The organism is Blautia sp. HCP3S3_C4 (genome assembly GCF_052064095.1).
Classification (GTDB): domain Bacteria; phylum Bacillota; class Clostridia; order Lachnospirales; family Lachnospiraceae; genus Blautia_A.
In genome coordinates, this window is the sequence record NZ_JBQHWF010000002.1 from 288,415 (window position 1) to 313,389 (window position 24,975).

General features: G+C 40.9%; 23 protein-coding genes and 1 pseudogene. All 24 read left to right on the plus strand.

Features of this window, described 5'->3' with window-relative positions:
- Positions 1-2: 2 nt before the first annotated feature.
- The 24 genes and pseudogenes from ACTNC6_RS03240 to ACTNC6_RS03355 all read left to right on the plus strand — a co-directional run bounded on the left by ACTNC6_RS03240 (position 3) and on the right by ACTNC6_RS03355 (position 24,932).
- Positions 3-311: a hypothetical protein gene (locus ACTNC6_RS03240; protein WP_441043197.1), complete on the plus strand. Its 309-nt coding sequence runs from the start codon at positions 3-5 to the stop codon at positions 309-311.
- A 277-nt stretch (positions 312-588) separates the two neighbouring features.
- Entirely contained in the window at positions 589-1,347 is a 759-nt protein-coding gene (locus ACTNC6_RS03245) for a tyrosine-protein phosphatase (RefSeq protein WP_441043198.1), read from the plus strand.
- A 25-nt stretch (positions 1,348-1,372) separates the two neighbouring features.
- Positions 1,373-2,308: a hypothetical protein gene (locus ACTNC6_RS03250; protein ID WP_441043199.1), complete on the plus strand. Its 936-nt coding sequence runs from the start codon at positions 1,373-1,375 to the stop codon at positions 2,306-2,308.
- Between the two features lie 8 nt (positions 2,309-2,316).
- Positions 2,317-3,807, plus strand: a complete 1,491-nt coding sequence (locus ACTNC6_RS03255; RefSeq protein WP_441043200.1) for a polysaccharide biosynthesis tyrosine autokinase — start codon at positions 2,317-2,319, stop codon at positions 3,805-3,807.
- Positions 3,808-3,821: 14 nt separating this feature from the next.
- Positions 3,822-5,255 carry a polysaccharide biosynthesis tyrosine autokinase gene (locus tag ACTNC6_RS03260; RefSeq protein WP_441043201.1) on the plus strand — a complete coding sequence of 478 codons (1,434 nt, stop codon included), beginning with the start codon at positions 3,822-3,824 and terminating at the stop codon, positions 5,253-5,255.
- Between the two features lie 303 nt (positions 5,256-5,558).
- Entirely contained in the window at positions 5,559-7,589 is a 2,031-nt protein-coding gene (locus ACTNC6_RS03265; RefSeq protein ID WP_441043202.1) for a polysaccharide biosynthesis protein, read from the plus strand.
- Positions 7,590-7,625: 36 nt separating this feature from the next.
- On the plus strand, positions 7,626-7,790 hold the full coding sequence (locus ACTNC6_RS03270; RefSeq protein WP_441043203.1) for a hypothetical protein: 165 nt from the start codon (positions 7,626-7,628) through the stop codon (positions 7,788-7,790).
- Positions 7,787-8,062, plus strand: coding sequence for a sugar transferase (locus ACTNC6_RS03275; protein ID WP_441043204.1), 276 nt, complete (start codon positions 7,787-7,789; stop codon positions 8,060-8,062). The genes ACTNC6_RS03270 and ACTNC6_RS03275 overlap by 4 nt, the downstream gene beginning before the upstream one ends.
- Before the next feature lie 629 nt (positions 8,063-8,691).
- The gene (locus ACTNC6_RS03280; RefSeq protein ID WP_441043205.1) at positions 8,692-9,972 is read left to right on the plus strand and encodes a DegT/DnrJ/EryC1/StrS family aminotransferase; all 1,281 of its coding nucleotides are present in this window, start codon (positions 8,692-8,694) and stop codon (positions 9,970-9,972) included.
- Positions 9,965-11,041 (plus strand): sugar transferase, encoded by a 1,077-nt coding sequence (locus tag ACTNC6_RS03285; protein WP_441043206.1) that lies wholly within the window; start codon positions 9,965-9,967, stop codon positions 11,039-11,041. Before ACTNC6_RS03280 ends, ACTNC6_RS03285 begins: the two co-directional genes overlap by 8 nt.
- On the plus strand, positions 11,038-11,640 hold the full coding sequence (locus tag ACTNC6_RS03290; RefSeq protein WP_441043207.1) for an acetyltransferase: 603 nt from the start codon (positions 11,038-11,040) through the stop codon (positions 11,638-11,640). Before ACTNC6_RS03285 ends, ACTNC6_RS03290 begins: the two co-directional genes overlap by 4 nt.
- A 46-nt stretch (positions 11,641-11,686) precedes the next feature.
- Positions 11,687-11,986, plus strand: coding sequence for an HAD family hydrolase (locus ACTNC6_RS03295; protein WP_441043208.1), 300 nt, complete (start codon positions 11,687-11,689; stop codon positions 11,984-11,986).
- A 46-nt stretch (positions 11,987-12,032) separates the two neighbouring features.
- Entirely contained in the window at positions 12,033-13,160 is a 1,128-nt protein-coding gene (locus ACTNC6_RS03300) for a glycosyltransferase family 4 protein (protein WP_441043209.1), read from the plus strand.
- A gap of 20 nt (positions 13,161-13,180) precedes the next feature.
- Positions 13,181-14,125, plus strand: coding sequence for a glycosyltransferase family 2 protein (locus tag ACTNC6_RS03305; protein ID WP_441043210.1), 945 nt, complete (start codon positions 13,181-13,183; stop codon positions 14,123-14,125).
- A gap of 14 nt (positions 14,126-14,139) precedes the next feature.
- On the plus strand, positions 14,140-14,634 hold the full coding sequence (locus ACTNC6_RS03310) for a serine O-acetyltransferase (protein ID WP_441043211.1): 495 nt from the start codon (positions 14,140-14,142) through the stop codon (positions 14,632-14,634).
- Between the two features lie 14 nt (positions 14,635-14,648).
- The gene (locus ACTNC6_RS03315; RefSeq protein ID WP_441043212.1) at positions 14,649-15,869 is read left to right on the plus strand and encodes a glycosyltransferase; all 1,221 of its coding nucleotides are present in this window, start codon (positions 14,649-14,651) and stop codon (positions 15,867-15,869) included.
- Positions 15,870-15,918: 49 nt separating this feature from the next.
- On the plus strand, positions 15,919-17,178 hold the full coding sequence (locus ACTNC6_RS03320) for an O-antigen ligase family protein (protein ID WP_441043213.1): 1,260 nt from the start codon (positions 15,919-15,921) through the stop codon (positions 17,176-17,178).
- Entirely contained in the window at positions 17,084-18,277 is a 1,194-nt protein-coding gene (locus tag ACTNC6_RS03325; protein WP_441043214.1) for a glycosyltransferase family 4 protein, read from the plus strand. Before ACTNC6_RS03320 ends, ACTNC6_RS03325 begins: the two co-directional genes overlap by 95 nt.
- A gap of 4 nt (positions 18,278-18,281) precedes the next feature.
- Positions 18,282-19,367: a polysaccharide pyruvyl transferase family protein gene (locus ACTNC6_RS03330; protein WP_441043215.1), complete on the plus strand. Its 1,086-nt coding sequence runs from the start codon at positions 18,282-18,284 to the stop codon at positions 19,365-19,367.
- Between the two features lie 127 nt (positions 19,368-19,494).
- Positions 19,495-20,484, plus strand: a complete 990-nt coding sequence (locus ACTNC6_RS03335; RefSeq protein WP_441043216.1) for a glycosyltransferase family 2 protein — start codon at positions 19,495-19,497, stop codon at positions 20,482-20,484.
- 16 nt (positions 20,485-20,500) lie between these two features.
- Positions 20,501-21,496, plus strand: coding sequence for a glycosyltransferase family 10 domain-containing protein (locus tag ACTNC6_RS03340; protein WP_441043217.1), 996 nt, complete (start codon positions 20,501-20,503; stop codon positions 21,494-21,496).
- Positions 21,496-22,092, plus strand: a complete 597-nt coding sequence (locus ACTNC6_RS03345) for an acyltransferase (protein WP_441043218.1) — start codon at positions 21,496-21,498, stop codon at positions 22,090-22,092. The genes ACTNC6_RS03340 and ACTNC6_RS03345 overlap by 1 nt, the downstream gene beginning before the upstream one ends.
- A 186-nt stretch (positions 22,093-22,278) precedes the next feature.
- Positions 22,279-23,106 carry a glycosyltransferase family 2 protein gene (locus ACTNC6_RS03350; RefSeq protein WP_441043219.1) on the plus strand — a complete coding sequence of 276 codons (828 nt, stop codon included), beginning with the start codon at positions 22,279-22,281 and terminating at the stop codon, positions 23,104-23,106.
- Positions 23,107-23,344: 238 nt separating this feature from the next.
- Positions 23,345-24,932 (plus strand): annotated as a pseudogene (locus ACTNC6_RS03355) (IS3 family transposase).
- Positions 24,933-24,975: the final 43 nt, after the last annotated feature.

Consider the following 24,975-nt stretch of genomic DNA (forward strand, 5'->3'; position numbering starts at 1 on the left):
AATTGGAAGAACAGAAGATAGACCTTGACAAAGTGAGGAGAGATGAAGGCAGAAGGGGAACTTTTTCTCATCACAGACCTCATAGAAAAAGAAAAAAGAAAAAGATCCTGAAGGGAATCCTGATATTCCTGCTGGTTCTGCTGCTGGCAGGTGTTGGTACTGTTGCATATATGTTCCATTCCGGACAGGAGAAGATTACCCGGAAGGGACAGGCAAGCAGACCACAACTGCAGCCCGTCCATACAGAAGAAGTTCAGATCGACACAGAGATCCTTAATACCCGGAACAGCCACCCTGTAAATATGATGTAGTTTTATACCGTAGAGTATCTGACGGAAGACTGGTTCTGCACCGTATCATACAATGTACCCCGCAGGGATACCTGATCAGAGGCGACAATACCTATCAGGATGAAAAAGGAATCACAGAGGAACAGATTCTGGGAGTCATGACCGGCTTTTACAGAAAAGACAGATACATATCCTGTGAAGACCGGAGGTATCTGCTATATGTTCGAGTATGGACATTGCTTTATCCCTTCCGGAGATTTCTGGTAAGAGCCCTGCGTTATTTACGGAGAAAAATAAAATGATAGATTTACATACACACATCCTTCCCGGAATAGATGACGGTTCCCGCAATCTGGAGGAATCGCTGGAGATGTGCAGGATTGCCGCTGCCGGAGGAACCCGTGGAATCGTTGCTACCTCTCACGGAAATCTGGGTCCGAAACCTCTTACAACAGAGGAGTATAAAAATGCCTACCGTCTCCTTAAACAGGAACTGGTCAGGGCAGACATTCCCATAAGGCTCTATTCGGGTATGGAGATATTTATGACTGCGGATGCGGCAGCCGGACTGAGAGCAGGAGAACTGCTCACTCTGAATGAAACAAAATATATTCTCATAGAATTTGATTTCCGGGAAGAACTCTGGATGGCAGAGGAATATCTTTGTATGCTGGAAGAAGCAGGCTATACTCTTGTGATCGCCCATGTGGAACGATATTACTTTATACAGAGAGCGCCGGAGATCATATATGACTGGGTCCGGCGTGGCTATGTGATCCAGGTTAACAAGGGAAGCCCTCTTGGAGCTTTTGGAAAGAAGGAGAGGGATACCGCTGTTTCCCTGCTGGAACACAACCTTGTTCATGTGATTGCCAGCGATGCACACGGGACACAGCACAGAACACCGGACATGACGAATATCTTCCGGTTTCTGGGAGAAACTGCAGGAAGTAAATACAGAAATCTGGTATTAAATGAAAATCCTGTCAGGATTCTTTCAGGAGAGGAAATCCTTTCATTTCCTCCCAGGCCATACAGACGGAACAGATACTGGTAGAAGATAAGGAGAAAACAAGAGACAGATGAAAAGAATAAACAGACTGATCATAGCTGTTTTTATAGTGACCTGCGTGATATTTGGAATCTATACAGGCAGCAGCTATATGTCAAGAGACACAGAAGGTCCTGTGATCACTATAAAAAAAGAGACTATCGAGGCAAGCATAGAAGATTCTGATAAAACTTTGCTGAAAGGGATTAAGGCAGAGGATAAGAAAGACGGAGATGTCAGCGATTCCCTGATCATTGAATCCATGCAGATGGGAGAGGATGGAGCCTGCACAGTTGTCTGTGCCGCATTTAACAGATCCAACAATGTTTCCAAGGCATCCCGCACAGTGAACTTCACAGATTACAGACCGATTCACTTTAATATCACACAGCCATTACGTTTTCCGGCAGGTCCCTCAAACCAGATTCTGAAGTATATTACGGCCTCAGACTGCATAGACGGTGACATTACCAACAGAGTTAAACTTACACAGAAGGACGAGGAAGCCGATTATACAGGGGCAGGAATCTTCGATTATCAGATAGAAGCTGTCAACAGCCTGGGAGACAGGGCGGTTCTTCCTGTTTCTGTAGAATACTATACAGATTCCTATGAAGAAAGACTGTTTCATCCGAATCTGTATCTGAAAAAGTATCTGGTTTATATTTCCGAAGGCAGCACATTTGATCCGAAGAATTACCTTGATTCCGTAGGAATCGGAAATAATCTGTACGCATTTGATGAGAATATTACCAGTGAAGAATCTGAGTCAGCCCTTCCGGAAGGAAGCGAACTGCCAACAACCACACAGACTGATAAACAGGTGACAGGAGCGATCAGTTATGACGCAGTCAGCTATCAGTCCAACGTAAAGACAGACAAGGCAGGTACTTACACAGTAGAGTATTCCTGCACCACCAAAAAAGGATACACAGGCACTACACAGATGATCGTGGTGGTGGAATAGGAGGAAGTATGAACGCAGAAACAAAAGTTTATCAGCAGAGGAATAATGATATCGACATACCTGCCATCATCCGTGCGCTGGTCCGCAGCTGGTGGGTCATCCTGCTGTGCGGATGCATTCTTGGAATGTGGAGCTACATGGGGATCAGCCTCTTAAAGAACCCTGTCTATACGTCACAGGCAACACTGGTCATCACCAATAGTGGGAATGATGATGCAGTTTACACAGATACAGCTCTGGAGAAGGTTGCAGGTCAGTATCAGAAGATCCTCAGCAGTAATACACTGAAAAACACCGTACAGAAAGAACTGGGAGTAGAAAATCTTCCCGGTAATCTCAGCGCAAGCATAGTTCCTGAGACAAACCTGATCATACTTCAGAGTACATCAGCAAAACCCGGGGATGCCTACCTCCTGGCGAAATCTGCAATACAGAATTACTCCAAAGTATCTGACTATGTTATCTCTTCCTTTGTACTGGAAGTAATGAAAGAGCCATCTATCCCTACCATAGCCTCCAATGCAGGTCTGGAACGGACATGGGCAGTAAGAGGCTTCCTGATCGGAATCCTGGGAACAGCACTTCTGATCGCAGTCTTATGCTTTATGCGTGATGACATCAAGAATGAGAATCAGGTTACAGCTCTGCTGGATACCAAACTCTTTGCCAGTATTTATTACGAAAAGAAACCAAAGAAAGACAAAAAGACAAGTATTCTTATTACAAATCCTGTTACCAGCTTCTTCTATGGAGAGAATATCAGAAAGATGGCAACAAAGCTGGATTATTATGCCAGAAAGCACCATCACAAAGTCATCCTGGTAACCAGTGTGCGTGAGAATGAAGGAAAGTCCACAATAGCTGCAAACCTTGCCCTCGCTCTTGCGAACAAGAACAGAAGAGTCCTTCTTATGGATGCAGACTTGAGAAAACCGACTCTGTATAAAGTTTTTGACAAAAAAATCACACCAGAGATCGAGTTTGGAAACTATCTGGATGAGAAGAGTACATTCCAGGATGTGCTATCCAGAGACAAAGATACCGGTCTTTATTATGTATTTGGGACAAGATCTTTCAGAAATTCCGATATCAGACTGTCATCAGATGGAATGAGAAATGTGTTTAAGATGGCAAGAAGAGCAGTGGATTATATGATCGTAGATACACCGCCTGCAGGAATGTTTCCCGATGTGGAGATCCTGGCAGATTATGCAGATGCAGGAATCCTTGTAGTGCGCCAGCAGGCATCCAGGATTCCGGATATCAACGACACGCTGGATACTCTTAAGAAGACAAATATGGAAGTCTATGGTTGTGTTCTGAATGCAGTCCATACAAAAGTACTGCCGAAATCAGCAGAATATGGATATTCCTACGGATATGGCGGTAAATATGGAAGATACAGCAAATATGGCAAGTACGGAAAATACGGAAAAACGGCTTCTTCAGGAAATGATTTACCGGAAGACACAAAACTGCCGGAAAGTAAAACAGAGTAAAGGAGGAGACGTCTATGCAGATATATGAAGAAAACGAAAATATACAGACAGATAACCAGATAGACCTATGGGATCTGGCAGAAACCATGTGGAAGAATTTCCGCAGATACTGGGGAAGACTGATCCTCCTTGTGATTATAGTAACTGTAGGATTTACAGGATATATGGTGTACAGTTATCATCCGGTGTATGAATCTTATGTGACCTTTGTTGTGACAAAGGACAATACCAATACAGTAGACTCTGTTGTCACAGCCCGCATTGCCAAATCCTTTCCCTATCTTCTCAGAAGTGGTGGCCTGGAGAACAGGATCCGCAAAGAGATAGGACTGATGAATGGAAACAGTCTGCCTGCAACTCTCACAGCATCTTCAATGGAAGACACAAACCTTCTCACTGTAACAGCAGTCTCTGCCAGTGACACACAGGGGCAGCAGGTAATTGATGCACTGATCCGGTACTTACCTGATTATGTGACAGAGGTAGTTGGAAATGTAACCCTGACAGTGATTGACCAGACAGGATTAAACGATCAGTCATCCAATGCCCTCAGTATTCCGAAAACTGTACTTAAGGGAGGGGCGCTGGGAGTTCTGGCTGTGCTGGTGATTCTTTTCCTGCTGGCATACAATGATTCAACAATCAGAAGATACGAGGATCTGAAGAAGCACCTGAATATTCCCTGCCTGGGAACAATACCTCTGACAAAATTCAAGAAGAGAAATCATAAATTTGATTCCCGTATTCTGATAACCAATGACAAGATCCCTGCAACCTTCCTGGAGGCAATGAATGCCCTTAAGACAAGAACAGAGAAGGAAATGAAAGAGAAGAATGTGGAGACTCTGCTGGTGTCCAGTTCCATCTCGGGAGAGGGAAAGACAATAGTTTCCCTGAACCTTGCCATTGCATTTGCAGAGAGGGATAAAAAAGTCCTCCTGATTGACGGGGATCTTCGCAATCCTTCCCTCCATACTAATCTGGAGATGACCCAGAAAGATATTCAGGTAGGAATCACAGATGTGCTTCGTGACAGAGCGAAACCCGGACAGGCCATTATCAATTATAAGGGCACAACGCTGGATCTGCTTCTTGGACGTAAATCTGTAGGAAATGCCTCAGAACTTCTCTCCTCCCGCAGAATGCAGGAGACAATTGAAGAACTTGCAGACTATTATGATTATGTGATCATAGATACCCCGCCTTCAGCCATGATGTCAGATGCTTCAGAACTGGCCGCCTTTGTAGATGGTGCTCTCTATGTGATCCGCCAGGACTATGCACAGATTAAATACATTACCGAAGGAATCGGGCTTCTCTCGGATACCGGTATCCAGGTACTTGGCTGTGTATTAAACTGCGCGGAGAATGGATTTGGAAGCTATGGTTACGGTAAATATGGTAAATATGGATACGGCCACAGTAAATACAATCCGGAAAATGAATAAAAACTGATAAACTTAGCCCGATACTGTGCGAAAAGAGAACTTCTTTGCCATAGTATCGGGTTAAATGTCGTCTGAACAGGAAAAATGTGGTTGCATGATACTTCGTATTGGAGTATAATAAAAACGCCCTGAAAAGGACGGAAGGATGAAGCGCCAAATAAGAAAGAACAATATGAGATTGAGAAATTGCAAAACAGATTTCTGAAAAAACAGGGGGGACTGGGCTACATTTTATCTGCCGTAGTGGCGGAGAATGTGAAGACGGTGCCTTTTTTGCGAAAATACAGTTTGGGGCTAAAACACATGAAGAAAGCTAACACAGAAGAGATGAAAAAAGAAAAAGAAAAAACATTTCGGAAACTGAAACTGGAACACTGGGAAATCGTGACTCTGTTATTGATCGTTTATGATTTTTGCGCAGTATTGGTTTCTTACCTGAGTGCATTGTGGATTCGGTTTGAGTGTAATTTTAATAAAATTGATCCGGTATTTATAGAAACTTATTATCATACAATTGGAACTTATGCCGCATTTTGTGTGGTTGTGTTCTGGTTTCTGAGACTTTATAAAAGTATCTGGAGATTTGCAAGTTACACAGAACTGATTCGCGTGATCCTGGGAACAGGAATTACCGGTATCTGCCATATTGTGTTTGTAAGCATAATGGTGCAAAGGATGCCGGTTTCTTATTATGTATTTGGAATTATGCTGCAGTTTATTCTGACACTGGGAGTTCGGTTTGCCTATCGCTTTATTCTTCTGTTAAGAGGAAGAAGGGAAGAACCTGCAGCTTCCGAGAAGAAGGTCATGCTTATCGGTGCAGGAAATGCAGGCCAGCTTATCCTGAGGGATATCAAGAACTCCAAGGAGACAAATGAGAGGGTATGCTGTTTTATTGATGATAATCCCAACAAATGGGGCAGATATATAGACAATATCCCGGTTTTTGGCGGAAGAGACTGCATTATGGAAGCAGCAGCCAAATTTGAGATTGACAAGATCTATGTGGCTCTTCCCAGTGCACAGCCCGAAGATAAAAGAGAAATCCTTCGCATCTGTAATGAGACTTCCTGTGAACTCTTAAATCTTCCAGGAATGTACCAGCTCTATTCCGGACAGGTGACAGTCAGCAAGATGAAACCTGTGCAGATCGAAGATCTTCTTGGAAGAGACCCGATCAGACCGGATATGAAAGAAGTGTTTGAATATATCACAGGTAAGGTGGTACTTGTGACAGGGGTAGGTTCTATTGGATCAGAGCTGGCAAGACAGATCGCAGCCCACAATCCCAAACATCTGATCCTGTTTGATGTCTATGAGAATAATGCCTACGATATCCAGCTGGAACTTAAGAAGAAATATCCGCAGATGAAGCTGGATACAATAATCGGATCTGTCAGGGACAGCAGGAAGATTTTTAAGGTTTTTGCAGACTACAGACCTGATATTGTATATCACGCAGCTGCACATAAGCATGTGCCGCTGATGGAAGACAGTCCCTGTGAAGCGATTAAGAACAATGCCATTGGAACTTACAAAACAGCATATGCAGCCATGGCACATGGATGTAAACGTTTCGTCCTGATCAGCACGGACAAAGCGGTAAATCCAACCAACATTATGGGTGCATCAAAGCGTCTCTGCGAAATGGTGATTCAGGCATTTGACTATAAGATCAAAGAGGGAAAAGCTTATGAGATTCCTCAGCTCTTCACACATAGAATGGATGAAGTAATCACGGCACCTGAAGTCAGAGAGGCCTTGAGAAATACACACACAGAATTTGTGGCAGTACGTTTCGGAAATGTACTGGGAAGCAATGGATCAGTGATCCCGCTGTTTAAGAAGCAGATTGAGTCAGGTGGTCCGGTAACAGTCACACATCCGGATATTATCCGCTATTTCATGACAATTCCGGAGGCTGTAAGTCTGGTGCTTCTTGCAGGTACCTATGCAAAAGGCGGTGAGATCTTTGTACTGGATATGGGAGAGCCTGTAAAGATCGATACACTGGCAAGAAACCTGATTCGTCTGTCAGGATATAAGCCGGATATAGATATGAAAGTAGTGTATTCAGGTCTCCGTCCGGGTGAGAAACTGTATGAAGAGAAGCTGATGGCAGAGGAAGGGCTGAAGAGGACGAAGAATGATCTGATACATATCGGATGCCCGATTCCATTTGATATTGAAGAGTTTCTGATGCAGCTGGAGGGGCTGTTGGAGGCTGCCTATAAGAATAAAGATGATATACGAGAACGTGTGCAGGAAGTGGTGAAGACATATCATCCTGCAGATATGGATACTGAGACTGTAAAAATGAAATCAGCTGTCTGATTTCTGTGGCCTTCTTATAATAATGGGAGAGTGAGTATGAACAAAAAGAAGATAGAGAAGTTTCTGAAGATAACAGGAAGTGTTCTGGGAGTAAGCTTTCTTGCACTGAATATTATAGGCGGAAAGAAAAAAAAGACTCCGTATACGCAAACGAACCGAAAGAAAAAAATCCACTGGAAGGATATAAAGTTACATTCGTGAAGGATGATAATGACCCTGAGAATGCAGATGGTGTCAGAGGACATCTTGAAGCAGCAGGAAAATCGGATTACTGTCCGGGAATATATGAGAAATATATAAAAAGGGCGATGGATGTAGTACTTTCTTTCGGCGGTCTGGTGGTACTTTCTCCTTTATATATCGGAATTTCAGCAGCAATTATCATTGATGATCCAGGACCGGTTTTCTTTATACAGAAACGTCTGGGACAGAATAAAAAGTATTTTAAGCTTTATAATGTCCTCTATGGTTAAGAAATGGGAAAATTCTTTGAATAGAATGCATAAATACTAGGTGTAATTGATATAAAAAATATGGTGTATCTGCGACTCCTGTAGAATCATGGAACCAATGTAAATTGATTGGGAATATTTCATAGTATGTTTAGTCCACTGACAGGAAGATGAAACCACTATATATAGTAGTTAATAACGCCAAAACACTCATTATATAGTATACAAAAATTCCGTCGAACGAACTGATTCACACTTACCTTCGAGTATCAAGAGTTGACCACACGCTGATTTTCTACCACACGCTACTGATCTACATTGGTAGACCGGGTTTGGTAGTGATAAACCGGATTTGGCAGTGGTAGACCTGGTTTATCGGCGTGGGATTGTGGATGTATGCAATATTTTGTAGAATATGGTGTGTGGATATACAAGATATTGTGGTGCGGGTGATGCGACCACAAGCAGAGTTGAGATTGGTGTGTGGATGAGCACAGCACTTTTACAGTTCTGATGAGTACATAAAATGTTTATGTGCCGATCAGAGCGGTAAAAAGCTCAAGAAAGTTACATAAGATGTGTGGATTGAGAAGATAACCACAGTAGATGTGTGGAACATACGAACAAAATATGAGGAGCAGGAAAGTATCATGTTCAAAAGAAAAGGTGAGTTTACACCGTTTGAGTCCAAGGTATGGCTGGCGAGTCCGACCATGCATGGAGAGGAACTTAAATATGTAACTGAGGCATATGAGACCAATTGGATGTCCACAGTTGGCAAGAATATAAATGAAGTTGAGAAAATCGCTGCTGAGAAGGCAGAGGTGAAGTATGCGGTTGGTCTATCCTGCTGCACGGCTGCACTTCATTTGTGTGTGAAGCTGGCGGGGGAGAGACTCTACGGAAAGCCTGCAATTAGCCATGGTACCCTGGAAGGAAAGAGGGTATTCTGCTCCGATATGACCTTCGACGCTACTCTCAATCCGGTGGTTTATGAAGGTGGTATTCCTGTCTTTATTGATACGGAAGCAGACAGTTGGAACATGGATCCGGTAGCACTGGAGAAGGCATTTGAACTGTATCCGGATGTGAGACTGGTGGTTTCTGCTGAGCTCTACGGATTTCCGGGTCGTATGGATGAGATCAAGAAAATATGTGAGAAACACGGTGCTTTACTTATTGAGGATGCTGCTGAAGCCATGGGTGCAACTATCGATGGTAAGCAGTGTGGATCGTTTGGTGACTACAGTGCGGTTTCTTACAACGGCAACAAGATTATCACAGGTTCATCTGGTGGTTGTCTGCTGACGAATAGTATCGAGGATGCGAACAAAGCGAGAAAATGGTCCACACAGGCACGCGAGAATGCCGCTTGGTATCAGCATGAAGAGGTTGGATACAACTATCGGATGAGCAATGTCATTGCTGGTGTGGTTCGCGGGCAGTATGGATATCTGGAAGAACATATCAGACAAAAGAAGGCAATTTACGAGAGATACAGAGAAGGTCTTAAAGGACTTCCGGTTAAGATGAATCCGATTACCGAGGGTACTGAACCTAATTACTGGCTGAGTGCGTTAATAATAGATCCTGATGCGATGTGCAAGCAGGTACGTGATGATAGCACTGCGATGTATATCAGTGAGCATGGAAAGTCCTGCCCTACTGAAATATTGGAAGCAATCAGTTCTATTAATGCTGAAGGTCGTCCAATCTGGAAACCGATGCACATGCAGCCTATGTACAGAATGCATGAGTGTATTGGGCGAGAGGGTAGTTTGAGATGCCGGACGAATGCTTACATAGAAGGTTCGGCTGTTGATGTTGGTGCTGATATCTTCGCTAGAGGAGTTTGTTTGCCGTCTGATAATAAGATGACGGTTGAGCATCAGAGTAAGATTATTGAGGTTATTAGAGCTTGTTTTGAATAAGAAAAGAGTAATAGCTGGGATTCTATTAATCCTCTACATAGGATTCATCATATACACAACTCTCTTGTGTAGAGAACCGAGAGATTACCGGGAATATAACTTTCAATTGTTTTGGTCTTACCAAAGGTTCTTTGATGATATTGAACCACTGGGAAAACAGATAGTTTGTAATATTCTATTTTTTATACCATTTGGTGTGTTGGTTCCATTGTGTGTGAATGGAAGTAGAAAGCAGCAGTTGGTTTTTACTGTAATATCAGCGTGTCTCTTATCTGGAACAGTAGAGTTTTTACAGCTTATTCTTAAGCTCGGATTGGCAGAGTTTGATGATGTATTTGATAACACATTGGGAACTGCGATTGGTGCAGTTCTTGTGTTGATATTGATGAAATTAAAGGGGAAAGAAATGAGCCACAAACCATATGGACCTTATGAGAAATATTTCAAAAGACCAATAGATTTACTTTGTGGTCTTGCCGCAGTTATTGTATTTAGCTGGCTGTACATAATCCTGATTGTCCTAGGAGCAATCTTTATGCGAGGAAATCCTTTCTTCACACAAGCCCGTCCAGGTAAGGATGAAAAGATTTTCAAGCTAATTAAGTTTCGGACCATGGATAATCGGAAGGATAAAAATGGTAAGTTACTACCTGATAAGATAAGACTCAATCGTTATGGTCGGTTTCTAAGAAAGACCAGTCTCGATGAACTTCCAGAGGCGTTCAATATTATTAAAGGTGATATGAGTGTCATTGGACCGAGACCGTTACTGGTTCAGTATTTACCTCGCTACAACGAGGAACAAAAACATCGTCATGATGTAAGACCAGGGCTATCTGGATATGCGCAGGTACATGGTAGAAACACTGTGTCTTGGGAAGATAAATTCGCTATGGACGTTTGGTATGCAAACCATGTCACATTTCTCGGAGATGTGAAAATCATTTTCCAGACTGTTGGAAAGGCATTTTTTAAGCAGGAAGGAATCAGCTCTGAGACATCCGCAACAATGGAAGAATTTATGGGTACTCCGGTTGGAGTGACCAGTACATGGAGGGCACCACAGTGAAAAAATTAGTAATTATAGGTGCCAGTGGTCATGGAAAGGTAGTTGCAGATATTGCAAGAAAAAATGGCTGCAGCGAGATTGTTTTTTTTGACGATGATGAAAGTATCCATGAATGTGGAGGTTATCCGATAATAGGAAAAAGCTCTGAAGCCGGAACGATAGATTCTGATGTAATTATTGGAATTGGAAATGCAGGCGTTCGGAAACGAATCCAGGAATCTGTTGATGAGAACAAGATTGTTACACTCATTCATCCAGATGCAGTTGTTGCGGACGATGTAGTGATAGGTGCAGGAACTGTGGTCATGGCAGGAGCTGTAATCAATCCGGGAACGCATATAGGGAAAGGCTGCATCATCAACACTTGTTCGTCCGTGGATCATGATTGTAAAGTGGGAGATTATGTACATATTTCAGTAGGCAGTCACTTGTGTGGGACTGTCAATGTTGGAGATAGAACATGGATAGGTGCGGGAGCAACCGTCAGCAATAATATTTCTATCTGTCCAGATTGCATGATTGGTGCAGGGGCAGTGGTTATTAAAAATATTGAGGAAGCGGGAACATATGTCGGGGTTCCGGTAAAGAAGATAAAGTAAACTTTCGTGCAAAATGATTTTTATTTGATTCTGAATGAACTATCACATGGTAAAGCAACGATTTATGCATGAGGTTCATCTGATAGACGACATCATCATCACTGATGAGCTCGGTGGACCTCAGTTTAGAAAACCTTGTGATATAGCATTTCGCATCATGCAGAATCGTTGGAGACTTCCATATGAACAGATTGTTTATGTGGGGGATAACCCAAACAAGGATTTTCAGGCATGTAGACAGCTTGGCATGAGATGGAAGTACTTAAGAAATGAAGATGGGCTGTATTTTGATAACAGCAAGAACGATGTTCAAGAGATAGATATGATTTCTGAACTGAGTTTTTGATTTTGATTGTTCAAAAATAGTAATGAGTGGAGAAAGAGAGGAGAATATGATTAAGATATGCTATGTGGTAACAATTCCTCTGACAATTGAATCATTTTTCATTCCTCAATTACAGTATTTGGCGGCGAATGGATTTGATGTGACTGTAGTATGTTCTAACGATTCGAGTCTACAAGAGAAATTGGGCGAATCTATTCGTTTTTACCCGATTGACATACCGAGAGGAATTTCTGTCGTCGGTTCAATATATGCACTCAAAGCTCTTACACATTTTTTTAAGAAAGAAAAATTCGATTTGATACAGTACTCCACCCCTAATGCGGCATTCTATTCTTCCATTGCTGCTAAGAGAGCAGATTGCAAAGTGCGAAATTATCATCTTATGGGTTTACGGTACTTAGGTGCTTCTGGAATAGGAAGAATTGTCCTGAAAACATTAGAAAGAATTGCGTGTAACAATTCTACCTCCATTGAGTGTGTGAGTAAATCCAATATGGAGATGGGCATCAAAGAGGGGTTGTTTCCCAAAGAAAAGGTTATAGTTGTCTGGAATGGAAGTACAGGCGGGGTAGACTTGTCAAGATTTGATTACAACAAGCGCGCACAGTGGAGAAGAGAGGTTCGTTCAGTACTCGGTTATAACGAGAATGATTTTGTCTACGGATTCGTTGGAAGAATCACGAGAGATAAGGGAATTAATGAACTGTTAAAAGCATATTTCTCTTTGAATACTGATGCAAAGCTTTTCTTGATTGGAAATATGGAAGGGGAGCAAACGTTAGATTCAGGTTTGTTGGAATGGGCAAGGGAATGTCCTAATGTCCAATTCCATGATGTGGTTTCTGACATTGAAAGATATTATGCAGCTCTTGATGTGCTTGTTCTTCCTAGTTACAGAGAGGGATTCGGCAATGTTGTGATTGAGGCAGGGGCTGTTGGTACTCCTGCCATTGTCAGTAATATTCCAGGTCCCATTGACACGATTGATGAAGGTCAGACAGCATTAACTGTTGAGGTAAAAAACGCTTCCGATCTTGCTGAAAAGATGAAGATGATTAGAGAGATACACTATAAAGCAATGGGGCAGAATGCAGCCAGGTTTGCTAAAGAAAAATTTGATGGTGAAATGCTGTGTAAAAAGATTCTTGAAAGGAAACAACAGTTACTTCGTTAAAATCATAGTGGAGAATCAGTATGAAAGATTTAATTAGTGTAATTGTGCCTGTGTACAATGCTGAAAAATATATAAGGAAATGTGTAGCAAGTATTCAAGAACAGTCGTATTCACATTTTGAACTGATTCTGATTAATGATGGATCAAAGGATAATTCACTTGCTCTTTGTCAGGAAATGGCAACATTAGATCAACGAATAATAGTGCATGATCGCATCAATGGTGGAGCTAGTGCTGCCAGAAACACAGGACTTGATATTGCTAAAGGCGATTATATAGTCTTTGTCGACAGTGATGATTTTGTGTCTCCTGACTATTTAAAAAATCTTTATTCAGCAGCAAAGCAAGGAAATTATGATATTGTACAGTGCAATTTGCAAAGTACAGATAGGTCAGATTTCCGGCCTGAGAAAATCGAGTTCAGGGAATCGGATGTGAGCGAGATCACTAAAGGGCAGGCACTTAATGAGCGCTTATACAAGGTTACTATTTGGGGGAAAATCTATAAAAGATATATTTTTGATTTATTCCATTTCCAAGAAGGAATTATTTATGAAGATGATGCTTCCTATTACATCTTTGTGGATCGGGCACATAGGCTTGCGGTATTGGATGAAACACTATACTACTACTATATGTCAGAAAATAGTGTGATGCGAAATGATAAGAAGGATAAGAGTACAGCTTTTATCGGAATTTACGAGGATAGAATCCGGTATTTCCGAGAGCGAAATAATCAGGAATTGCTTGATGGAAGCTATGATCGCTTCTGCCTTGTGCTGATGTTGAGTTTGGCTGCTTCTTATACACACGGAAATAATTGTGGGGATCGAAAGCAGCTTTGGACACTGTATAAGAAATATTATCATTCCACGATGCAAGCCAAAACTATTGGGATGAAAGATAAATTGATGTTTACTTGTTTTCGTATAGCTCCGCATTTGGTTGGGCGGATAATTGGTTAAGTGAGGATAGAATAATGGCAGCAAGTTACGGTGGTATTACAGCATGGATATGGAAAAAAGTCTCCCATTTTGATTATGATAAATACTGGAAAATGCGCGAATATGTTACTTCCCATCGGGGGGGGGTAAAAGCGTACTACTATTTGTACCTGATTAAGAAGATGGACGCATTCCACAATGCATCTTTGGGAACGCATATTGGGTTTAGCTCTGCGAAGTTTGCTGAACGCCCATATCTTCCTCACGGATTGAACGGAATTATTGTTAGCAATGACGCTATCATTGGAAAGCAGTGCCAGTTATATCATCAGGTTACAATTGGTGGTGGCAATGGTGGATCTCCAGTAATTGGGGATAATGTGTTAATTGGGGCAGGCGCAAAAATCATAGGGCCTGTGAAGATTGGTAATAATGTGAAAATTGGTGCAGGGTGCGTTGTAACGATTGATGTTCCAGACGATGCCACTGTAGTTATGGATAAACCAAGGATCATTTTACATAGGAATTAAGAGGTTTGAGATATATGAAGGTTTTGCAAATCAATGCGGTATATGAGAAGTTCAGTACAGGACGAACAACAAAAGAATTACATGAGGCAATGCAAAGCAAAGGAATCGAGTCCTTTGTAGCGTGCCCGGATCTTGCTTCGTTGCCTGAAAATGGGTACAAAATTGGCAATAAACTGGATTGGAAGTTTCATGCATTGCTTTCCAGAATCACCGGAAAACAGGGGTATTTCTCCCGCTTTGCAACCAAAGGCTTATTGGATTATATATCAGAGGTAAAGCCTGATGTGATCCATCTGCGAAACCTTCATAGTAATTACATTAACCTCCCTATGTTGCTGAAATACATTGCAGAAAAAGATATAGCAACGGTGCTGACTCTGCACGATAGTTGGTTCTATACAGGGAAATGTGTGTACTATATAGAATGTAATTGTGATCGTTGGGAAGCCCATTGTGGGAACTGTCCAGCGCTGAAAGCAGGAAATCCAAGCCTGTTCTTGGATAAAACAACAGAAATGCTGGCAGATAAGAAGAAACTATTCAGTACCATTAGAAGGTTAGCGGTAGTTGGCGTTTCACAGTGGGTAACGGATGATGCATCCAAGTCAATATTGAAGGATTCTCTGATAATTCAGTGTATCTATAACTGGATTGATTTGGAACGCTTTCACCCCCGAGATTGTAGAGAACTCAAGAAATCAATGGGGATGGAGAATAAGTTTGTGATTCTCGGAATTGCTATGAGTTGGATTCCACAGAAGGGCATCAATCTATTCCATGATTTGGCAGATCTATTGCCTGATGATTGCCAGATTGTGCTGGTTGGTGATGATTCCGAGGTGACAAATAAACATCCCAAAATCAAATACCTTGGAACAATTAAGGAAGTAGACCTTCTTGCAAAACTCTATGCCATGGCAGATGTTTTTGTGAATCCTACGATTCAGGAAACGTTTGGAAAAACTACTGCGGAAGCGATGGCGTGTGGAACGCCTGTTGTTGCCTATAATGGAACTGCAACACCGGAATTAGTAGGAAGCGATGGAAGTTGCGGATTTTTGATTGATGAAAATAATGCGAGGAATTATTTTGAGAAGATTTTGGATATAAAGGAACATGCTAAGGAAACCTTTGGGAGAGTAGCTCGTACACGAGCAGAAATGCTGTTCTCAAAGGAAAAAAATATTCAGAAGTATTTGGATATATATCAAGCATTGCTGCAAAATAAGGGTTAAAGGAATCTGGGACGTGTTGATTCTATCCACCAGAGTATAGGGAAGGCGTATGAGAAGTAAGAAGAAAACAATAGGATATTTTCTGGTTATCGCTATTTGTTATATGTACATAGCTACAACAACATCATCATTTGGAATAAATATTGATGTCTTTGGCATTGGTGCACGCAGAGCACAATTGCTGATTATGGTTACACTGATTGGCATTATTTGTGTGATAAGCGGAAGAATGCTAGCATATAATAATATTTTGAAGTCTGGAGCGCTTCTAATGTTCTATATGTTTATATTGGGAATTAATCAAAATGGAAATCTTGCTTCATGGATATCCTGCTCAGTTATGTGGTACTTTATTTTGCTGATTATTTATAATATGGATTTTTACTCGATGGACATCATAGCTGTTGCCCCAATATTATTTGGAACATCTGTTATCCTTTCGGTAGTATATATATATGGAACACTAAGTGCACATACAATTATCAGCGTAGCGAGTTTTAATTCGATATACTATGTATTATGTGCATTGCCATTTGTTTTCTTGATTCCAAAGATAAAGTGGCAGTTGATTGGCTTATTTGCGGCTACAGCAACAATTTTGATTTCAAAAAAAGGAACCTGCTTACTGGCATTAGCAATTATATGGGGTATCTTCGCAGTTAAGAGCCTGAATGTGAAAAAAATATCTATTTCAAATATTGTAGTTAGACTGTGCATTGCTGCGCTTCTGATTACCGTGCTTACTACCATTTTCCAAACGCAAACTAATATACAAATCAGAGAAGTTTTTGAAAATACTTGGTCTGAGTTAGACAGTGGAGGTAATGGCAGAAGCGATATTTATGCATCCGCATGGAACGAGTTTTTAAGGTCAGATATTTGGGGACAACTTTTTGGGCATGGTTATAATTGGATTAATAGTGTTATCAATATTGGAACACACAACGATTTTTTAATGGTTCTGTGCAATTACGGGCTCATAGGATTTTTGCTATATCTAGCTTTTTGGTTTTGCTTGATTCAAAGTATTTTTCAGCTAAAGAAGATGGAAAGTGAATTCCTTTTAGCATATGAAGTTTCCATTATAGCATTTTTCGCTGTTTCAATGGGAAGTAATGTACTAAACACGCAAATACAGTTTTTACTATTGTGCGTACTTTGGGGAATTTGTTCGCCACATCAGTGTAGAAATAATAGCAATAGAGGAGATCAATATGAAGATTGCGCTTGTAACAGCAAATACGAGGCCGATTCCAGCGACATGCGGCGGTGCGACTCAAACCATGTTAACACATCTTCTGGATGTTAATGAAGTGAAGAAAAAACATCAGTTCTTTGTTTATAGTGCCTATGAATCCGAAGCGGAAGAAAAATCCTATCAATATCAAGCATCTGTATTTAGGTATTACCATAATAGCAAAGTGGATTTTCTATGCGGACTTCCATACAGGATTATGCGTAAATTGACATTTGGTAAAACATATATTAAGACGAATTTTATCCGCTGGTGTGTACAAAAAATGAAAGAGGATCGGCCGGATGTTGTCGTGATTGAAGGGAATTATTTTCAGACGCTGCAACTGAAGAACGCACTCAATATTCCTTTGATTTTGCATATGCACATTGATGGGCTTCACACTGGAACCGATAATGGGAAAAATATTGTCAGTGCCTGCAAAGGGATTTTCGTTATCAGCGATTATTGCAGAAAACGTGTCGCGCAAATAGATCCAGCGCAATCATCAAAAATCCATATCCTGAAAAATACGATTGATGTGGCACACTTTGATGCCTCCGGTCGTGCAGAATTTAGAAACGAATTCCGTGAAGTGCATGAGATTGAAGAAAGGGATATCGTGTTTGTGTACTGCGGTCGCCTTGATGAGGTAAAAGGTGTTAAAGAGGCAATTGATGCGTTTTCTCAACTGCCGGACAAAAACTCTTATATGTTAGTCATTGGAAGCAGTGCCTATAAGGATGGTAAGAAGAACGCATATGTTCAACAATTGGAAAAGCAGTCGGAAAAACTTGGCAGACGCGTGATTTTCACTGGCTATGTTTCCCAGGAGGATCTGCCGAATTACTATGCTTCTTGTGATATTTCTCTGGTCCCGTCGAAGTGGCAGGAGGCAGCTGGAAATGTTACAATTGAGGCTCTAGCTTGTGGTTTACCTGTCATTGCAACAAAGCAGGGTGGGATTCCGGAATACGCAGATGAGGCGGGTTGTCTGTTGATTGATTGTGACGAGCGTCTTACTGAGCATTTGCAAGAAGCAATGGAAACCCTGATGCAAGATAAAGATTTGTATCAGGAAAAGAAGGAAAACGCAAGGAGTATTGCCTTGAAATATGATAAATTTCACTATTATTCAAACTTCTGTGACTTGATTGAGGAGGTGATGAGTTAATATCATGGAAAAAAAGAGAATTGGAATCTTGACATTTCATAGAGCGTTAAATTACGGAGCTGTATTTCAAACTTATGCTCTTCAGACTGCTTTGAGAAGTATGGGGGTAGAAGCGGATATTATTGATTATCGTGCGCAGTTTAATGAAAAGCGATTTCAACGAAAAAAACTTCGCGATATCTTACATGTCAGAGAACTGTATTCTGTGATTTTCCAAAATGCATATATGACTTACTCACGCAAAACATTTGAAGGTTTTTGTCAGAAAATGCAGATGTCGGAAGTTTGCACCACACAAGATGAGTTGAGAGAAGTTTGTTCAAAGTATGACAGAATTGTATCCGGAAGCGATCAGGTATGGAATATTGCCTGTACCAGTGGGGACGATTCCTATTTTCTGCCGTTCTTGAATGATTCTCAGAAAAAGACATCCTATGCGGCAAGCATTGGATATCAAAAGCTACCTGAGCAATTTATAGAGCAGTACAAAACATGGATTTCTGGATTCTCCGAAATCTCAGTTCGGGAGAAAAGTGCAGTGGATATTGTCAGACAACTGACAGGTCGAGAAGCGGAATACGTCGTTGATCCAACGCTGTTGCTCAATAAAGAAGAGTGGATGGGGCTTTCTGATGACACCTTAGTGCCCAAAGAGCCGTATGTCATAATGTATCTGATGAGTGAAGACAAGGAATTAATCCGCTTTGCAAAAAAACTGGCGAAGGAAAAACAATGCAAACTGCTATATATTCATGATAGGCTGTTTAATCTTCCTGGAGCTGTAAATTTACATGATGTCACACCGGAACAATGGCTTGGATTATTTGCAAACGCAAATTATGTGGTTACTAATTCCTTTCATGGAACGGTTTTTTCCATTAACTTTAATAAGCAGTTCTTCGTTCGATTTATTCCACGGTCTATTGCCAATACACGGATTAAGTGTGCGTTAGAGGAGTATGGTTTGATTAGCCGTGAACTTGACTCACTTTCAAGTAATATGGTTGATTATCAGGATGTGAATGATATTTTGAAAAAGAATAGAGAGCATTCATTTGAATTTCTTCGAAAAAGTGTTATCACTATTTAACATGTGAATGTGATGTGTGACCTATTTGCATAAAATAATTATACGAATAAAGAAACATATTAACTGTTAGTTCGACGTATGCAAAAAAGGGATACTAATCATAGATTTTTAGAGAAAGAGTGAAGATATGGTTTCAGTGATAATTCCAATTTATAATGGTGAAAGAACAATGCGTCGGGCAATTGACAGTGTTCTAAACCAATCATATAAAGATGTTCAGGTAATTTTAATTGATGATGGTAGTACAGACAATTCTCTTCAGATTATTCAAGAGTATGCAGAAATCGACAGTCGAGTCGAGTATATTTCTCAAAAAAATGGGGGGCAAGCTGCGGCTCGTAATGTTGGACTAAAGAATGCAAGGGGAGAATTCATTCTCTTTGTAGATTGTGATGATTCCTTGGAACCTTCTGCAGTAGCAGATGTAACATTGTGTATGGAGAAAAACCCATATGCATCATTCGTATTGTTCGGATTTAATGTGTATGCGGGTGAACGCCTACTTAGAACGCCGAATCCGGGAGATGGGTATTATACAAGGACTGCGGGATACAAGGCGTTTGCACCAGTTGAAAAGCTGATGGCGTCTCCCTGTAATAAGCTATATCGCAGAGAATATATTAGAGTATTATTTAATGAGTCAATGGTTTTCGGAGAAGACGGGTACTTTAACTATTCAAACCTTACTAACGATACAGAGGTCGCTCTGTGTAGTAAATGCTTATATAATGTCCAGTTAGGCACAGAAGGAAGTGTCAATAAACGTTACAAAACTGGAAAATTACTGGATACTCTCCGCGAAAGAGAGCTGCAGGAGATGACTTGCAAAGAAATCTTTGGAAGTGAATTTGATAGTAGGGCTTTTCAAAAAAGAGAATTATCAACCATATCTTTTACTGTATATAGTTGCTGTATAAAACTTAAGAAAAGCGAAGCTATTATTGAACTCAAAACAGCCACCGAACAGTCTGGTTATTTGGCAAAAATGTTTGATAATCTAAATACTTTGCGAACCCAGGATAAGTTGATTCTGATGCCACTAAAAGATAAGAGATATTCCTTGGTTATTATGATTTGTAGACTTTTGAAACTGATTCGTAAAGTCGTTGGGCGTTGATAATGGTGAAATAGCGATGAAAAAAAGCATTAAAATCAAATTTATTGATTTTTACAAAGGGTTTGATGAAAAGAATAATGACTTTATTGAGATTCTCTCAAAAAAATATGATATCGTTTATTCGGACAATCCGGATTATCTTTTCTATTCATGCTTTGGATATGAGCATTTAAAATATTCCTGTATTCGCATTTTCTTTACGGGTGAATGTATTACACCAGATTTTAATGAGTGCGATTATGCGATTGGCTTTGACCGTTTGCAATTTGGAGATAGGTATGTTCGTGTCCCGCTGTACAAGCTTTTCCAGTATAAACAGGAGTATTATGATCTAATTGGTAGAGCTACTTTTTCGGTATCTGATTTGGCGAAGAAAGAGGGCTTTTGTAGCTTCGTTTACTCGAATTGTTTTGCACAGGATAAGCGAACGGAGATGTTTGCAAAACTAAGCCAGTACAAGCAGGTTAGTTCTGGAGGAAGATATCTCAACAATATTGGTGGTGCGGTTCGGGATAAAAAAGAGTTTCAGAGCAAACATAAATTCGCAATTGCATTTGAGAACTCTGTATACGATGGCTATGCAACGGAAAAACTTATGGAAGCTTTTGCAGCCAGAACGATTCCAATTTATTATGGGGATCCTAGAGTAACTTTGGATTTCAATCCAAAAGCATTTATTAATTGTAGTGATTATTCTTCCTTAGATGAAGTTGTTGAGGTGGTTAAGAAAATCGACAGTAATGACGAGTTATACCTCCAAATAATCAATGAGCCGGTAATCACAAACAATGTATCAGATGATAGCTTGGAAAGGTTTTTATACCAAATTTTTGATCAAGATCAAGGGCGCGCATTCCGCAGACCGTTTTCTGCCCATCCGTTAAGTGCGGAATCAATGAAACTGAGACATGCCTTTTTTGAGACAAGGATTTACGATAATCTTAAACGTATCAGGAATCAAGTTTTACGGTTAAAAAAGGGAACTATGCTATCTAGAAAAAGGACAAAGTGATGAATAGCTATCGATTAAAAAGGGGATTGCTTACCTGTTTGAGCGCTCCAATCAATAACCTAAAAATGAGATTATTAGGTGTAGAAATAGGACGGGGATTTGGTTCCTGTGGAATCATTACCCTAGTGAAATTACAAGGATGTATGACTATCGGCAATAACTCATACATTAATTCGCACCGTATCGCGGATCCAATTGGCGGCCAAAATAGGACAATACTTCAATTGGCAGGTGGAAAACTGATTATTGGAAACAGAGTAGGAATATCTAATACAGCAATATGCTGTGCGAACTCTGTCATAATAGAAGATGACGTTACCATTGGTGCGGGGTGTAAAATATACGATACTGATTTTCATTCGCCAATTGCAGAGTATCGATTAAATGGTAATACGCATGTTAGGACTGCTCCTGTACACATTAAAGAACGCGCATTTATCGGAGGGCATAGTATCATTCTCAAAGGAGTCACTATTGGGAGAGAGTCAGTGATTGGTGCTGGTTCTGTTGTAACTTGCGATGTACCTGATGGCGAGATTTGGGCGGGAAACCCTGCAAAGTATGTAAAAAGAGTAGATGATTGCAGAGAAATATAGCAACCTAATCTTTAAGAGTCATAAGAAACGAACCCAAAAACCATATAGCATCATGAACCTTATAGTATATGGTTTATAGGAATAAAGTGTTTTTTATATTTGAATTACATAGTCAATATATAGTCATATTCCCTACATAATGAGTGTTTACCCTCATTGGGAATAGCTTTATGGGGGTATTACGAGATGTTTACAATCGTGACAATAACATTTAATGCTGATCAAGTTCTTTCAAAAACGATTGAATCTGTTTATAGTCAAACAAATACGGACTATGAATATTTCATCATTGATGGGAAATCTAGTGATAATACGGTTACTATAGCAAAAAAATATGAGAGCAGTTTTCAAAAAAAAGGAGTTTTGTATTATATATTAAGTGAAAAAGACAGCGGTATATATAATGCGATGAATAAGGCTATAAAGTTAGCGCATAACAAATGGATTATGTTTATGAATGCGGGTGACTGCTTCCTGGATGATAAAACACTTGAGAATGTTAAAAAAAGAATCAATAAGGATGCAATAGTCGTATATGGAGATGTCGTACTCTGTAAGAATAATATGTACAAATATTCAAAGGCAAAACCACTGGTGGAATTACGAACTGGTATGGTGTTTTGCCATCAATCATCTTTTGTTTGTACGGCGTGGGCGAAGAATCATGTCTTTGATGAAAAGTATAAGTATGCTGCAGACTATGAAATGATGTTATCTGCATATTTAGCAAATTGTAATTTCCAGTATATAGATTTTCCTTTTGCAATATATGAATGCGGCGGTGTATCTACGAAAAATGCATATGCATTTAAACGAGAATTCTTAGAGATACAAAGAAATCTTGGATTAATGAGTATGCAAGATTATTTAGATAAAGAAGAATTAATTAATAAATATGAAAGGAAAAGTAAAATTTTAGAATTAATAACCTCATGTATTCCTTTGAGATTTAGGATGAGGTATGTAATACGAAAACAGAAAAAAACAGGTTGGAAGGCTAACACATGTTTATAGAAAAGATAAAAAAGAGATTAGATAAACAGCGCATAATAAAGTATTATAATGGGAAAATAATTCCAATAGGCTATCCCCAAATTGATCTCCACTGTACATTCGAAGGTAAAAATTATATATACGGAGATGCAGCACTATACCATAGTGATGTTGGTTTCCCTGTGTGTTAGGATAGATGTCAGTGAAGCGAAAAAGTTTTTGTGGTAGAATAGAACTACCACAGGAAGGAGCTTTACACATGAACTACAGTCCAGAATTCAAGGAAGCCATGCTTCGCAGGATGCTTCCGCCAAACAACGAATCCATCACAAAGATCGCTAAAGAAGAAGGTCTCTCTGAACAGACCCTTCGCAACTGGCGCGATAAAGCGAGAAAGGAAGGATACGCCGCTCCTGGCACGGATGCATCTCCGGATGACTGGAGCACACAGGATAAATTTTTGATTGTTGTAGAAACCGCCAGCCTTAATGAGGCTGAGCTGGCTGAATATGCCCGCAAAAAGGGCTGTATATCGAGCAGATCAAAGCCTGGAAGGATGCCTGCATGAATGCAAATGGCGGGATCGCAAAGGAAGCTGCTCGACTTAACCGGGAACTCAAAGACTCCCAGAAGGAACGCAAAAAGCTTGAAAAAGAACTGCAGCGAAAGGAAAAAGCTCTTGCGGAAGCAGCGGCTCTGCTCGTGTTGTCAAAAAAAGCAAATGCGATCTGGGGGGATCCCGAGGACGAAAAATAAGCGCCTCAGATCGCAGTGAAGCAATCAAGCTTATTGATGAAGCGGTCGAACACGGCGCTAGACTCCGTGCCGCCTGCGAAAGACTCGGCATAACCGAACGAACCTATTACCGTTGGCAGGTACTTGATAAAAAACATGCTTCCTATGAAGATCGGCGATCTTTTGCGGATCACTCGAATCCGTCAAACAAGCTGAGCCCTGAGGAAAGGCAGCGGATCCTCGATACAGTGAACGAGGAACGCTTTGCCAGCATGCCTCCATGCCAGATTGTACCGGTTCTGACAGATAATGGTGAGTATATTGCCTCCGAATCCACCTTCTATCGGATATTGCATGAAGAAAAAATGCAGAACCACAGGGGGCGAAGCCAGGAACCGGGCAAACACGGCAAGCCCACATCGTATTGTGCAACAGCTCCAAATCAGGTATAGACCTGGGATATCACATATCTCGCAGGAGCGGTGAAAGGTCTCTTCTACTATCTTTATCTGATCATAGACATTTTCAGCCGGGACATTGTCGGCTGGGAGGTTTGGGAAGAGGAATCCGCAGACCATGCAAGCGAACTGATCAAGCGCGCCTGCATTGCACAGAATCGGCTGACAACCATGCCGCTGGTGCTGCATTCCGATAATGGTTCGCCCATGAAAGGTGCGACCATGCTGGAAACATTGTATGCACTGGGCATAACACCATCAAACAGCCGTCCTCGTGTGAGCAATGACAATCCTTATTCGGAATCGATATTCAAGACATTGAAATATCGTCCCAACTATCAGTCGAAGGGATTTGGCAGTGTAACAGAAGCGCGCATCTGGTGCAGGCATTTTGTCGAGTGGTACCGCTTTGAACACCATCACAGCGGGATCAAATTTGTCACACCGGCACAACGTCATGAGGGAAAGAGCGATGAGATCCTCCGGAAACGTCATGAGGTCTATGAAGCCGCAAAAGCTTCTCATCCAGAACGCTGGAACGGCCGCCAGATACGGGACTGGAGTGACATCGAAGCAGTATATCTGAATCCGGATAAAACCTATGAGGAAACGACAGTTGCTATTGTCAAGGATCCGGAAGTCAGAGCTTCATAAGATTTCATACTTGCTTGACTATCCAACACCTCGGTCAAAGCAA

Coding starts and splice junctions, on each gene's coding strand:
- ACTNC6_RS03255 (WP_441043200.1), top strand. CDS start 2,317: ATGAACGCAGAAACAAAAGTTTATCAGCAGAGGAATAATGATATCGAC.
- ACTNC6_RS03350 (WP_441043219.1), top strand. CDS start 22,279: ATGTTTACAATCGTGACAATAACATTTAATGCTGATCAAGTTCTTTCA.
- ACTNC6_RS03310 (WP_441043211.1), top strand. CDS start 14,140: ATGGCAGCAAGTTACGGTGGTATTACAGCATGGATATGGAAAAAAGTC.
- ACTNC6_RS03340 (WP_441043217.1), top strand. CDS start 20,501: ATGAAAAAAAGCATTAAAATCAAATTTATTGATTTTTACAAAGGGTTT.
- ACTNC6_RS03245 (WP_441043198.1), top strand. CDS start 589: ATGATAGATTTACATACACACATCCTTCCCGGAATAGATGACGGTTCC.
- ACTNC6_RS03270 (WP_441043203.1), top strand. CDS start 7,626: ATGAACAAAAAGAAGATAGAGAAGTTTCTGAAGATAACAGGAAGTGTT.
- ACTNC6_RS03325 (WP_441043214.1), top strand. CDS start 17,084: ATGAAGATTGCGCTTGTAACAGCAAATACGAGGCCGATTCCAGCGACA.
- ACTNC6_RS03250 (WP_441043199.1), top strand. CDS start 1,373: ATGAAAAGAATAAACAGACTGATCATAGCTGTTTTTATAGTGACCTGC.
- ACTNC6_RS03265 (WP_441043202.1), top strand. CDS start 5,559: ATGAAGAAAGCTAACACAGAAGAGATGAAAAAAGAAAAAGAAAAAACA.
- ACTNC6_RS03280 (WP_441043205.1), top strand. CDS start 8,692: ATGTTCAAAAGAAAAGGTGAGTTTACACCGTTTGAGTCCAAGGTATGG.
- ACTNC6_RS03320 (WP_441043213.1), top strand. CDS start 15,919: ATGAGAAGTAAGAAGAAAACAATAGGATATTTTCTGGTTATCGCTATT.
- ACTNC6_RS03345 (WP_441043218.1), top strand. CDS start 21,496: ATGAATAGCTATCGATTAAAAAGGGGATTGCTTACCTGTTTGAGCGCT.
- ACTNC6_RS03300 (WP_441043209.1), top strand. CDS start 12,033: ATGATTAAGATATGCTATGTGGTAACAATTCCTCTGACAATTGAATCA.
- ACTNC6_RS03260 (WP_441043201.1), top strand. CDS start 3,822: ATGCAGATATATGAAGAAAACGAAAATATACAGACAGATAACCAGATA.
- ACTNC6_RS03330 (WP_441043215.1), top strand. CDS start 18,282: ATGGAAAAAAAGAGAATTGGAATCTTGACATTTCATAGAGCGTTAAAT.
- ACTNC6_RS03315 (WP_441043212.1), top strand. CDS start 14,649: ATGAAGGTTTTGCAAATCAATGCGGTATATGAGAAGTTCAGTACAGGA.
- ACTNC6_RS03335 (WP_441043216.1), top strand. CDS start 19,495: ATGGTTTCAGTGATAATTCCAATTTATAATGGTGAAAGAACAATGCGT.
- ACTNC6_RS03305 (WP_441043210.1), top strand. CDS start 13,181: ATGAAAGATTTAATTAGTGTAATTGTGCCTGTGTACAATGCTGAAAAA.
- ACTNC6_RS03295 (WP_441043208.1), top strand. CDS start 11,687: ATGGTAAAGCAACGATTTATGCATGAGGTTCATCTGATAGACGACATC.